The organism is Chryseobacterium salviniae (assembly GCF_035819015.1).
GTDB lineage: Bacteria > Bacteroidota > Bacteroidia > Flavobacteriales > Weeksellaceae > Chryseobacterium > Chryseobacterium salviniae.
The window spans coordinates 16941-30262 of sequence record NZ_JAYLAA010000048.1 but is presented as its reverse complement, the minus strand read 5'-3'; the positions used below and the strand labels follow the sequence as shown (position 1 = coordinate 30262).

Here is a 13322-nt window from a genome sequence, read left to right as displayed (position 1 = left end):
TATTATTCTTCTAAGTTATATTGTTTTATTTTTCTGTACAGGGTTCGTTGGGAAATTCCCAGTTCATCTGCCGCTTTGTTTCTTCTTCCTTTATGTTTTTCCAATGCTTTGATGATCAAATCTTTTTCATTATTCTGAAGCGATAAAGATTCCGGTTTGTGTTCCTCAATTTCTATGTCTTCCACATCTTCATAGCTTTCATCCTGCCCGGAAATGATGGTAGGATTCTGAATCACAGGTGTATCATTATTTTTATTTTCAAAATACAGCAATGAATTCGGGGCTACATTCTGCTGGCTTTCAGGAGTATAAATCCTGTTGATCAGGTTTTTCTCATGATTGCTGAGATCAGATGTGCCGCGGTTTTTTATCAGTTCCGAAGTTAAGGATTTTAAATCATTAATATCGTTTCTCATATCAAAGAGAATTTTGTACATGATTTCCCTTTCGCTGCCGAAGTCACTCTGCTTTTGAGTTCCGGGAGTGTTTACCACCATCGGAAGGTGGGATTCCATCGGAATATATTCTGCAAGTTTTTCCGGGGTTACGTTTCTGTTTCTTTCCACAACAGTCATTTGCTCGACCAGATTTCTCAGCTGGCGTATGTTTCCGGGGAATGTATAGTTTTCGATATAATGTACGGCTCCCGGTTCCAGCTCAAGCTCCGGCATTCTGTATTTTTCGGCAAAATCGATGGCGAATTTCCTGAATAACAGGTGAACATCGCCTTTCCTTTCTCTTAAAGGCGGCATATCAATCTGCACGGTGTTTAAACGATAATAAAGGTCTTCACGGAATCTTCCGTCCTGAATGGCCTTCATCATATTAACATTGGTTGCGGCAACAATTCTCACATTGGTTTTCTGAACCTGAGAAGATCCTACTTTCATGAATTCCCCGCTTTCCAGCACTCTTAAAAGACGCACCTGGGTTTGTAGTGGCAGTTCTCCTACCTCATCCAGAAAGATCGTTCCGCCGTCTGCAACCTCGAAATATCCTTTTCTGGTGGCGGTAGCTCCGGTAAATGCTCCTTTTTCGTGCCCGAATAACTCCGAGTCGATGGTTCCTTCCGGAATCGCTCCGCAGTTTACCACAATGTAAGGCTGATGCTTTCTTTTGGATTCTGAATGAATAATTTTAGGTATAAATTCTTTCCCGACACCGCTTTCCCCGATGACGAGGACGGATATGTCTGTAGGCGCTACCTGAATGGCTTTTTCTAAAGCGCGGTTTAAGGCCGGGAAATTCCCGATAATTCCGAAACGGTTTTTTATATTTTGAAGTTCGTTGCTCATACGTAAAGATTTCGATTATTTTTACAGTTTTGCTGTAAGGTTTAGTTTAAAATATTTGACTTTGTCTAATGAATTACCCTATCACGCTTAAATAATCTTTATTTCTGACTTTTGAAACTTTAGTTTTAAAATATAAATTAATGTTAAAGAAATTTTCTTTACTGTTCTTTTCGAAATTGTTGAGGAGTAACTGATGTTTTTGCTTTTCGGCAATATCTGCTCCGTATGTATTTTTAAAAGAAAATTTTTGATCCTGATCAGAATAGCTTCCTCCAATAAGATCAACAGCATTTTCTTTGTGACTGATTGCAAAATTTCGTATGGATCTTTTATGAACGCTAAATCCTTTGGAAGCTTCATGATTCTGTTGAAAAATCTGGCTGTAAAGCCTGTACAAATGCTGGCAATCGGCATTTTCCACTGAGTCATTGCTGACCTGCGCCGAAATATTGGTACAGATTATTACCAACAATACACTTAGGCAATATTTATGAAGCTTTTCCATTGTCTGAGTTTAAAATGTTAATAAAATCCTGTTTACTTGGCAATACCATAAAATAATTTGGTTTTTCAGACACTCCTAAAAACTCCAGTACATAAGGATCTTTGATGAGGTCCTTAGGCTTTTGTACAACCTGCCCTTTTTCAGCAAGATGAAGGATTTCTTCTTTATTTTTGCTTAAAGACAGCCTTGTATATAAAGCTGAATCATATTGTCTTTGTAATTCTCTTAAGCTCCAGTTATTTTTATAGCTTTCAATTTCATAGAATTTCCTTTCATTAGGATCTTTTATCCTCATTAATTTTAAATAGTGAGACCATGAAAGATTGAAATTAATAGACTGTAAATTGGAGGCTATATTTTCATGATTATCTGCTATTTGCAATTTAACAGACAGTTTCTGCTGAATTTGCAAGGAATAGATAATATAGAAATTCTTCATTTGCTGGAGATTTGTTATAGAAAACCCTTTTCCAAACCTCTCGGTAAGGTGCAAGGACAAATCTTTAAGAACAGCTTTTCCGTATTCTGCTCTATCTTCTCCATTTTGTTCGTCCTGTACAATCATTCTTCCTATTTCGTAATAGGTAAGCACGATGGTTTGATTTACAGCCCCAGCAACTTTTTTTCTTGCATTATCGAGTAATGAAGAAATGTTTTGTAAAAGTTGTGCATTTTGTAAATCTTTCATTTGAAGAATATATTCTAAATGTATTTTACCTGTGAATTTCATGCAGCCCGACTTGAGTGGAGCTCTTTTTATTTTTCAAAAAAATAAAAAAGCGGGAACGGAAGGCGGAAAAGCTGCCCAAATAATCTACTTTACCGTTTCCCCTAAAAGTGTGCCTTGTGTATTATCAAAAACAAAAACATCCACAATGTCACCAATTTTCTGTCCTTCCAGTTTATCGAAAACGCAAACGGCATTCTGGGAATTTCTTCCTTTCCATTGATTTTCGTTCTTTTTGGAAGTTCCTTCAATTAAAATCTGATGTACTCTTCCCACATAAGATTTCATTCTTTTTCTGGATAATTCGCCCTGTAAGGCAATGACTTCTGCCAAACGTCTCTGCTTAACATCGGCAGGAATATTGTCTTCCATTTTCTTATGGGCAGGAGTTCCCGGCCTTTCCGAATAGGCGAACATATAACCGTAATCGTATTCTACTTCTCTCATTAATGAAAGTGTATCCTGGTGATCTTGTTCCGTTTCATTACAGAAACCGACAATCATATCCTGAGAAAAAGCCACTTCCGGAACGATTTCCCTGGCTTTTTTAATTAAATCTAAATATTCTTCGCGGGTATGCTGTCTGTTCATGGCTGCAAGCATATTGTTGCTTCCGCTCTGAACAGGCAAGTGAACATATTTGCAGATATTTTCGTGTTTTGCCATCATTCTGAAGACATCAAGGCTCATATCTTGGGGATTTGAAGTTGAAAAACGAATCCTCATCTGAGGTACCGCTTTCGCAACCAGATCAAGAAGCTGAGCAAAATTCACAGCAGTTGCTTTCTGCATTTCGGATGCTTTAACGAAGTCTTTTTTCGGGCCGCCTCCGTACCAAAGATAAGAGTCTACATTTTGTCCTAAAAGTGTAATTTCTTTATAGCCGTTTTCCCACAGGCTTCTGCATTCCTCCAGGATTGAATGCGGATCGCGGCTTCTCTCGCGACCTCTGGTAAAAGGAACAACGCAGAATGTACACATATTGTCGCAACCCCTGGTAATGGTAACGTAAGCGGTCACACCGTTTCCTCCCAAACGGACAGGATTGATATCAGCGTATGTTTCTTCTTTGGAAAGGATAACGTTGATGGCATCTCTTCCGTCTTCGGTTTCTTTCAAAAGGTTGGGTAAATCTCGATATGCATCAGGACCGACTACCAAGTCTACCAATTGTTCTTCTTCAAGGAATTTTGTTTTCAGCCTTTCAGCCATGCAGCCCAAAACCCCAACCGTCATATTAGGTTTTTCTTTTTTAAGGTTTTTGAATTGGGAAAGGCGCATTCTCACCGTCTGTTCTGCTTTTTCACGAATAGAACATGTGTTTAAAAGGATAAGATCGGCTTCTTCCACTTTAAGGGTTGTATTGTATCCCTGTTCATTAAGGATGGATGCAACGATCTCGGAATCAGAGAAATTCATCTGGCAGCCGTAGCTCTCCAAGAATAATTTCTTTGAGTTCCCGTCTTTTTCGGCAATAGCAAAAGCTTCACCCTGTTTTGTTTCGTCTATATATTTTTCCTGCACGATAAATCGGTTTTAAAGTTCAAGGGTCTAAGGTTTAAAGTTGTTAGTGATGTAACTTTAATAAAATATTAAACACTGAACATATTGAATTTGCAAAGATACAAAATTGTGACAGAATGTCAGGATTATCTTTCATGGAAAGTTGTCGAAAAATTAAATTGATAAATTATTTTTTCTTTGATCGGAATATTGGAATAGAGAGCAGGCTTCCATACTTTTTTAAGTCTTGATAGCGTACGTAAAAAATTGATATTAAAGTTTCTGTCATCAATCTGTGGATAAATTCTTGGATTTTTAATATGCCCTTCCTTGTCAACATAAAACTCAAGATTTATATCTCCATTGATATGGTAATCCATAAATAAACTCATGAATTCATCATGAAAATCTTTTTTAAGTTGATCATAACCTCCCGGGTATTGGGCAGCTATTTTGTAGCTTAATGCGTTATATCCTTCTTTATAATTAGTCATAACATCTTTGGGATAAAGAATAAATTCTGCAAGCGCATCAAATCTTCCTCCTTTTACTTCTGCCGCTTTCCAGTTTTTGAGATTTTTTAAAAGCATTAGAGATACATCATAGGCACATTTATTTTTCGATATATTCGCAGTATCCGAATCCTTAATTAATTTAACCGCACCTTCTTTGGTGACAATAAATCTGGGTTGATAAATTTCTTTTGAATCACATTCCTTAACATTATTTTTCACCAGATAATCATGGCTTTCTTTGTAAAAGTTGGCCAATCCACCTTCATAAAAGCTCTGTTTTTCAGGATATTCATCCAAAATTTGAGATTGAAAGAATGCAAAAATTATTATTGTGAAACAAATCAGTGTTTTTTTAATCATGATCATATACATTATTGCTGAAACTTACCCTCATTACAAATTTAGAGTCTACGGGAATACCATTTTTAGTGGCTGGTGTCCATTTGCTTTTTACTTTTTTGGCCGCATATTTCATATCATCAATAAACATTTCATTGTTCCTGAATTTCGGGAGTACATCTATCTGACTGATTTTTCCTTTGGTATCAATATTAAATATAAAAGTGACCTCGCCCTGAATAGCATACAGGGCAATATCGATATAAGCATGCACCATATTCATAAATTGTTTCCGAAAGGCATCGTCTGCGCCGGGAAATTCTGCTTTTTTATAATTTTCTGAGGTTTGTTGAGTGACAGCTGCTGTTTCCTGTGAAAAACCTTTATAGCTTAAAAGCAATAAAGGCAGCATTAGAATATATTTTTTCATGGTTAATAAGTTTTCTACACATCTGTACCGATGGTAGATAAATTCATTTTGATTTTGATTTGCGATATCACCGGTTTTCCGTTGCAGGTTGCAGGAACCCAGCTTTTTTTGATTCTCCTTACAATATATTTCATATCATCAAAGAATATCCTGCTATTGGCAACTTTGGGACTTCCTTCAATCTCGGTAACTTTCCCGTTTTGGTCTACCGTAAGGGTAAAGGCAAATTCGCCGTTCAGCACATAAAAATCGGTATTGAGATACACATACATATATTTTCTAAGGATTTCTTTGTAGGCAGCAATTCCACCCTCGAAAGAAGCGGCCTTAAAATCGTTGCAATTTTTTACGGCTGTCTGCAGCAAAGGTTCTTCAATATTAATTTTTAAAATACTCCTGTTATTTTCAGTAATAAAATCATCGTCCCTGTCTTCTACATCAAACTGAGCAAATGCAAAGCCTGAGATAAGAAACGCCGTTAAAAACAAAATAGCTTTCATAGGATTTATTTTATTAGCAAATATATTACTTTCTCATGCTTAAATAAAAAATTCCACACCAAGTATGAAGCTTATTTATAAAATTTCTTGCTGTGCTTAAAGTTACTTGATCAGACCGTCTAATTGATTTAATTCTTCGTCAGACGGACGAATTACAGGATTTGTTTTAAAGGTTTTGGCGGAAGTGGCTGTCTCTTCTGCGTCCAGCTCCGAAACATCTCCCGGAAGACCAATTACGGCCACTCCTTTTTTGAAGTCGAATGCTGAATAAATAGTTCTCCGGTCTTGTAATCATTTGATTGTAGTTACTGCAATCATCAAAAAGTTATGAAATAAAAAACTCCGCAAATCTGCGGAGCCCTACTATTGTTAAATTACTTCAATCTGATTTTTTAAAAGGTCTTCAAATTCATCTCTTTTTCTGATGAGATGCGCTTTTCCGTCTAAGAATAATACTTCAGCAGGTTTCAGCCTTGAATTAAAATTAGAACTCATCTCAAAACCATACGCTCCTGCATTATGAAACGCCAGAATATCACCTTCCCGTACTTCATTCAGTTTTCTGTCCCAGGCAAAAGTATCGGTTTCACAGATATTTCCTACTACGGTATAAATCCGTTCAGCACCTTTTGGATTGGATAAATTTTCGATAACATGGTACGAATCATAGAACATCGGGCGGATCAAATGGTTAAAACCTGAATTTACCCCAACAAAAACCGTTGCCGTCGTCTGCTTAATGACATTGGCTTTTACTAAAAGATAACCGCTCTTTCCCACTAAAAATTTACCCGGCTCAAACCAAAGCTCAAATTTCTTTCCTGTGGATTTTGAAAATTCGGCGATTACTTTTTCCACTTTTTTACCTAGTGTTTTTACATCGGTTTCTTCTTCTATATCCTGATACGGAATTTTAAAGCCGCTTCCCATATCCAGGTATTTCAGATTCGGGAAATGTTCAGACAATTCAAGCATAATATCCAAAGCCTGCAGGAAAACATCAGGATCTTTGATCTCGCTTCCGGTGTGCATGTGAAGCCCTTCGACATTCAGATTGGTAGATTTCATCACTCTTTCAATGTGGCGAACCTGGTGAATGGAAATCCCGAACTTGCTGTCGATATGTCCCGTTGAAATCTTATAGTTTCCTCCGGCGAAAATATGCGGATTGATTCTTACTAAAATAGGATAGGTATTTCCGTACTTATTTCCGAACTGTTCAAGAATGGAGATGTTATCTATATTAATATGCACTCCGAAAGTCATTGCTTCTTCAATTTCTGCAAGATCTACACAATTGGGAGTGAACAATATTTTTTCTTTGGGAAAGCCTGCCTTTAGCCCAAGCTTTACTTCATTAATGGATACACAATCCAAAGAAGCACCCAGGTTCTTAACATATTTAAGGATATTGATATTAGTCAACGCCTTAGCAGCATAGAAGAACTTGGTGTGTTTAAGAAAAGATGATGTAAGTTTTTCGTATTGGGTTTTGATTGATTCAGCATCGTAAACGTACACCGGTGTGCCAAATTCATTGGCAATCTTTAGTAATTCTTTTGGATTCATAATTAATTAAAGTAAAACGTATTTGTGTTATTTAAAGAATACAAAGGTAAGAAGAAATTGTTTACCATTTAAAATCAAATACATAGAACATTATTCTTTTATTTTAATTTTTTAAGCATAAAAATCTTCCAACCTTTTATAAAAAAGTATTTTTAACTTTAACAAAAACTGAATTTTAAAATATCTTATTGAAAAAATCAGGCAGCAGAAAAGCTGCAATACTCTTGAAAGCCTTTCTATCAGAAGAAAATATACTTTATCTTCTTACTTCTAAAAATGGATAAAATTGTTGATTAATAAAAATCAGTTATTTAGGCAATGGCAGGGTTTCAAAATCACCCCGAAGAAGTGCAAGCTGAAGCTCATTCACCAAATCACCCGATTGGTACTGTAAATCGATCTTTAATTTCGAAATTTTACTCAGGGTCTGGATTTGTGTGAACAGTTCGTAAAATCCGTATGAAACGGCCTTCCCATTCTCGACAACGATAAAAAGTTTTTCCCCCAGTTTTCTGCCTTGCCCGAGCCAAAGCTCACTGCGCTTTTTAAATTCAATTTTATTTTTAAAAATCTCAACATCTGCGTATTGTTCCAGTTTATTGATGAATTCAACAGCTTTTGCTCCCTGGGTAAAAGACCTGAATTTCAGGATGGGCTTTTCAGCTTTATTGAGCTTATTTTTTTCGACGATATATTTTTGATTGCGGTAATAAAGGCCAAACGGTAAAATTTCTTTTTTCCTGATGCCTTTTGAGTTAAGAATCAGCTTGGCAATAATATCAGTTCCGGTAAGTTCATAATTGATCTGCTCAACGGCCTTCTGTATCTCTTCCCATTTTTTGGATTTGGAGTTGAAAACCTTTTTAGAAAACTTGTTGATATCCTGAACGTGGTCTGAGAAGATAATTTTACCTTCTTCTTTCTGGAAATAAACAAAGCCCTTTTCATTCGGAAGATCCTGGGTAAGCACCTTTATCTTATTAATATAGGTTTTAGCATTAGATTCTTCATGCTGCTTCTGAATAATTTCGTTTTCCGTGTCTTTTGAAATTAAAAGCTTGAAAAGCTCCAGCGTTGCACGGGCATCTCCATCCGCTCTGTGATGGTTCGTAAGAGGGATTCCGAGGGATTTAACCAGTTTTCCAAGCGAATAGCTTACCTCATCCGGAATGAGCTTTTTAGCCAGCGGAATCGTATCTAACGTATTGATTTTAAAATCGTAACCCAGCCTTTGAAACGACTGGCGCAGCATTCTGTAATCAAAATCGATATTATGCCCCACCAAAGTAGTATTAGCCGTAATTTCTACAATCCTGCGTGCAATTTCGTGGAATTTCGGAGCCGTTTTTACCATTTTGGGGGTAATATTGGTGAGTTTCTGCACAAAAGGCGTGATATCACTTTCAGGATTTACAAGGGAGATGAACTGGTCAATAATTTTCTGCCCATCATACCGGTAAATAGCAATATCTATAATGCATTCTTTTCTGTAACCTGCACCATTGCTTTCTATATCAATAATTGAATACATTTAAACTTTATACAACTTTTTCTTTTAGATTAAATTATAATGTGTACAGACTGTACTTATCTTAACTACATAACACATGCCATATCTTCATTAAGACAATCCTGCTAAAATAGGAAAAATTCCGCCAATCTTATCAGGTTGCATGTGAATCCTCTGCATTGACATTTAAAATCTGAAGATTATCTCCTTCTTCCACCCAGGCCCAGCATTCCCAAAATCGCTTTTGCACCTTCCCGCATCAGCGTCCCGGTAAAAGTACGGGCTGCTTTACTTTGAAGAATCTGCTCAACCATTCCCGGCTCTTCTTTTGCTGGTTTTGTTTTTTGATTTGCAGGAGCTTCTGCCGCAGCCGCAGCCTGCTCCATTCTTCTTACCAGCATTTCGTAGGCCGAATCTTTATCTACAATCTTTTCATATTTAGCAACTAACGCAGATTTACCGGTGAGCTCCGAAATTTCCGCATCGTTAAGCACATCCATTCTTGATTCAGGTGAAATTAAATAGGTGTGCACCAAAGGTGTAGGAATTCCTTTTTCGTCCAACGCTGTTATGAAAGCTTCCCCAATTCCAAGGTTCTGGATTAAAGTAGCCGCATCATAAAATTCTGTGGTCGGATAATTTTCTACTGCCTTCGAGATTTCTTTTTTATCTTTTGCCGTAAAGCCTCTCAGCGCATGCTGAATTTTTAATCCCAACTGAGAAAGCACTGCCTCCGGAACATCTCCAGGTATTTGGGTAATAAAATAAATTCCTACTCCTTTTGAACGGATGAGTTTCACCATGGTTTCGATCTGGGAAACCAGTGCTTTGGAAGATTCATCAAAAATAAGGTGCGCCTCATCTATAAACAGCACCAGTTTCGGTTTGCCACTGTCGCCCTCTTCCGGGAATGTCATATAAATTTCGGCAAATAATGAAAGCATAAAAGTGGAAAACAATTGAGGCTTGCTTTGGATATCCGCTACTCTTAAAATATTAATCACGCCTTTTCCGTCTCTGGTCTGCAGCAAATCATGCACATCGAAACTTAATTCTCCGAAAAACTTAGAAGCGCCCTGCTGTTCCAGCGCAACGATTGATCTAAGAATTGCACCTAATGACGAGGAAGCGATTGAACCATAGTCCGCAGAAAGCTCCGCTTTGCCGTTTGGATTTTCCGTGACGTATTGAAGTACCTTTTTAAGATCATTCAAATCAATTAAAGGAAGGCCTTTATCGTCGCAATATTTGAAAATAATTGCCATAATGCTTTGCTGGGTTTCGTTCAGCTGTAAGATCTTACTTAACAACATCGGCCCGAATTCTGTAACGGTAGCGCGTAATTTTACGCCTCTTTCTCCTGAAATCGTCATTAATTCCACCGGGAAAGCCTGCGGATGGTACGGAAGCTGTGTTTTTGCATAACGTTCCTGGATGACAGGATTTTCTTTTCCCGCCTCTGCAATCCCCGAGAAATCTCCTTTAATATCAAGAACCAGGGATGGAATTCCTGCGTGGGAAAGCTGTTCTGCAAATACCTGTAAGGTTTTTGTTTTCCCGGTTCCGGTTGCTCCGGCAATTAAGCCATGCCGGTTGATGGTTTTCAAGGGAATGGTGACATTTACTTCGGGTATAATTTCGCCGTTAAGCATTCCTTTACCTAAAATAATATATTCTCCTTTGGGGGTATATTTTGCATTAAGTTCCTGAATAAATTTCGTTTTATCTGCCATTTGATTTTTTTAAAATTAAAGATAAAATTTTTAGAGAATATGCAATAATGTTTCCTGTTTTTATTCAATTAATTATTTTTAAATTTAGAACATTGATTACATTAATAAAAAAATAACTTTCAACAACATCCAGTTATGACGTATAGAAGCGCATTCATTATTATTTATCTTTTTTCCCTGCCTTTTTTTTCTCAAACAAATAAATCAAAAGATTTAAACATTTCAGGTGATTACACACATTTATGGACTAAAACTGTTTTTCCTTCTTTATGGTCGGGATTTCAAAGACAAAATGTCCATTCTTATGACTCAAAAAATCAGAATGTTGGCATCAGCTACATTCAGCAGCTTTCGAAAAAAAAGAAAACGGTATTTACAATTTATATTTATCCTCAAAAAGAAATCAATAACCAAACTCTCAGAGATCAGTTTCTTAGCTATGATTATGCTCTCAACCAAAATTCCGGATCTGCCGTTGAATTAAAGCCTTTATTCGGAAGCCTTTCTAATGACTCGCTTAAAGTGAACTATATTTATTCGGTGTTTTCTAATTCAATGGGACAGGCGGATTTTTTTAAAGGTGTAAAATATATTGACAAGCAATCTCTGCTGGCAATTTACGAATGCGGCGGATGGAACGTTAAAATCAGAATAACAAGCGATGATATGACGAAAGATCAGCTGTTGGAATTAAAACAAAAAACAGAGGCCTATTTTAATATTCTTACTATTGCAGCCATTAAACCATTCCCTTACAAAAATGAACCTGATATTGTGCTTTCTTCTGCTGTACAAAGAGATTCTATGATGACGAAAGCTACTATTGCTGCTGCAAAATCTAAAATTGAATGGTTGAAGAATAATTTGGATAAAAAAGAAATATCTACAGGATTTAATGACATGAAAATTGATTCCGAAGTGCATGCTATAGAAAAAATGGTTGAGTTTTATAAACTCCACAAGAATGAGTGGCCAATGCAACCGGAAACTGAAAAATATTTTAATGAAATGATAAAGATTGTGGAAAATAAAAAAACCAAAGACCATATCTATGAAAAATTTCATTATATCATTGATTACCCGGAAGGTGAATCACAAAAAGCAAATTATATACAATTTAAAATTGACCATGATATTTCAGAAAATACCAATGAATATTTCTATAAGATTTTTTACACTTTAGAATAAGTTTTTTGATATAGATTGACTCTATCATAACAGTTTTAATTATTATAGCATTTTTTAAAAATAATATCCGATTTTTGCAGAACGATAACAAAATTAAAATGAAAGTCGAACAAATATATACCGGATGTCTGGCCCAGGGAGCTTATTATATCGTATCCGAAAACGAGGCGGCAATTATTGATCCATTAAGAGAAGTAAAGCCCTATCTTGATCGCCTGGAAAAAGACCATGTAACATTAAAATATATTTTTGAAACGCATTTCCATGCAGATTTCGTTTCGGGACATCTGGATCTTAGCAAAAAAACAGGCGCCCCAATTGTGTACGGACCAACTGCACAACCTGAATTCGACGCTATTATTGCGGAAGATCATCAGATTTTTGAAATTGGGAAAGTAAAAATAAAAGTGCTTCATACACCCGGCCACACCATGGAAAGCACCACCTATCTCCTAATTGACGAAAACGGGGTTGAAACGGCTATTTTCACCGGAGATACTTTATTTTTGGGAGATGTCGGCAGACCGGATCTCGCCCAGAAAGCAACTAACCTTACCCAGGAAGATCTTGCAGGAATTTTATATGACAGCCTGCAAACGAAGATCATGCCACTTGACGACAGTATTACCGTGTATCCTGCACACGGAGCAGGTTCTGCCTGTGGAAAAAACATGCAGAAAGAAACCGTTGATCTATTAGGAAATCAGAAAAAAACAAATTACGCACTCAATCAGCCGGACAAGGAATCTTTCGTAAAAGAAGTTCTGGACGGACTCACAGCGCCTCCCAAATATTTCGGGATGAATGTTGCCATGAATAAAGGCGGCTATGAAAGCCTGGATGTTGTGATGGATAAAGGATTGACAGAAATTTTCGCTGAAGATTTTGAAAATTACGCCGAAGAAACCGGTGCACTGATTTTAGATACAAGAAGTCCCACAGAATTCCATAAAGGATTTATTCCCAATTCCATCAACATCGGACTGAAAGGAGATTTTGCACCGTGGGTGGGAGCCTTAATTGTTGACGTAAAGCATCCTATTTTACTGGTTGCAGACAAAGGCACTGAAGAAGAAGCCATCACCCGATTAAGCAGGGTTGGTTTTGATCATGTTGTCGGATACCTGAAAGGAAGCTTTGAAGCCTGGAAAAACAGCGGTAAAGAAACCGATGAAATCAAAAGAATTTCTCCTGAAGAATTCGCCGGTCAGTTTGGTAAAACTTCTAAAGTAATTGATGTCCGTAAAATCTCAGAATATTCTGCCGAACATATTGACAATGCCTACAACAGGCCGTTGGATGAAATCAGCGAATGGGTAAACACGATTGATGATTCCGAGCATTTTTTCCTGCACTGTGCGGGAGGATACCGAAGCATGATTGCCGCAAGCATCCTTAATTCCCACGGAATCAGAAATTTTACCGAGGTAGAAGGTGGATTCAACGGAATTAAAAAAACAGGAAAACTTCCGACTTCCGATTTTGTATGCCAGTCTAAAACAATATAA

13 protein-coding genes are annotated in these 13322 nt (G+C 37.0%); 2 read left to right on the top strand and 11 right to left on the bottom strand.

Annotated features, from left to right (window positions below):
- Positions 1 to 2: 2 nt before the first annotated feature.
- The 11 genes from SOP96_RS14980 to SOP96_RS14930 all read right to left on the bottom strand — a co-directional run bounded on the left by SOP96_RS14980 (position 3) and on the right by SOP96_RS14930 (position 10626).
- Positions 3 to 1295: a sigma-54 interaction domain-containing protein gene (locus SOP96_RS14980; protein WP_326321732.1), complete on the bottom strand. Its 1293-nt coding sequence runs from the start codon at positions 1293 to 1295 to the stop codon at positions 3 to 5.
- Between the two features lie 73 nt (positions 1296 to 1368).
- Positions 1369 to 1800: a hypothetical protein gene (locus SOP96_RS14975; RefSeq protein ID WP_326321731.1), complete on the bottom strand. Its 432-nt coding sequence runs from the start codon at positions 1798 to 1800 to the stop codon at positions 1369 to 1371.
- On the bottom strand, positions 1784 to 2488 hold the full coding sequence (locus SOP96_RS14970) for a DUF1016 N-terminal domain-containing protein (RefSeq protein WP_326321730.1): 705 nt from the start codon (positions 2486 to 2488) through the stop codon (positions 1784 to 1786). The genes SOP96_RS14975 and SOP96_RS14970 overlap by 17 nt, the downstream gene beginning before the upstream one ends.
- A gap of 126 nt (positions 2489 to 2614) precedes the next feature.
- Positions 2615 to 4051, bottom strand: coding sequence for a tRNA (N6-isopentenyl adenosine(37)-C2)-methylthiotransferase MiaB (gene miaB / locus SOP96_RS14965; protein WP_326321729.1), 1437 nt, complete (start codon positions 4049 to 4051; stop codon positions 2615 to 2617).
- Positions 4052 to 4176: 125 nt separating this feature from the next.
- Positions 4177 to 4842 carry an energy transducer TonB gene (locus SOP96_RS14960; RefSeq protein WP_326321728.1) on the bottom strand — a complete coding sequence of 222 codons (666 nt, stop codon included), beginning with the start codon at positions 4840 to 4842 and terminating at the stop codon, positions 4177 to 4179.
- 55 nt (positions 4843 to 4897) lie between these two features.
- Entirely contained in the window at positions 4898 to 5314 is a 417-nt protein-coding gene (locus SOP96_RS14955) for an energy transducer TonB (RefSeq protein ID WP_326321727.1), read from the bottom strand.
- Positions 5315 to 5328: 14 nt separating this feature from the next.
- A complete protein-coding gene (locus SOP96_RS14950; protein WP_326321726.1) occupies positions 5329 to 5814 on the bottom strand; it encodes a hypothetical protein in 486 nt (161 codons plus the stop codon).
- Positions 5815 to 5916: 102 nt separating this feature from the next.
- Positions 5917 to 6057, bottom strand: a complete 141-nt coding sequence (locus SOP96_RS14945; RefSeq protein ID WP_326321725.1) for a hypothetical protein — start codon at positions 6055 to 6057, stop codon at positions 5917 to 5919.
- A 126-nt stretch (positions 6058 to 6183) separates the two neighbouring features.
- On the bottom strand, positions 6184 to 7383 hold the full coding sequence (gene lysA, locus SOP96_RS14940) for a diaminopimelate decarboxylase (RefSeq protein ID WP_326321724.1): 1200 nt from the start codon (positions 7381 to 7383) through the stop codon (positions 6184 to 6186).
- 307 nt (positions 7384 to 7690) lie between these two features.
- On the bottom strand, positions 7691 to 8914 hold the full coding sequence (locus SOP96_RS14935; protein ID WP_326321723.1) for a 3'-5' exonuclease: 1224 nt from the start codon (positions 8912 to 8914) through the stop codon (positions 7691 to 7693).
- Between the two features lie 179 nt (positions 8915 to 9093).
- Positions 9094 to 10626: a helicase HerA-like domain-containing protein gene (locus tag SOP96_RS14930; protein ID WP_326321722.1), complete on the bottom strand. Its 1533-nt coding sequence runs from the start codon at positions 10624 to 10626 to the stop codon at positions 9094 to 9096.
- A 135-nt stretch (positions 10627 to 10761) separates the two neighbouring features.
- Between SOP96_RS14930 and SOP96_RS14925 the strand changes: the two genes are divergently transcribed.
- Positions 10762 to 11814: a hypothetical protein gene (locus SOP96_RS14925; RefSeq protein WP_326321721.1), complete on the top strand. Its 1053-nt coding sequence runs from the start codon at positions 10762 to 10764 to the stop codon at positions 11812 to 11814.
- A gap of 98 nt (positions 11815 to 11912) precedes the next feature.
- Positions 11913 to 13322, top strand: coding sequence for an MBL fold metallo-hydrolase (locus tag SOP96_RS14920; RefSeq protein ID WP_326321720.1), 1410 nt, complete (start codon positions 11913 to 11915; stop codon positions 13320 to 13322).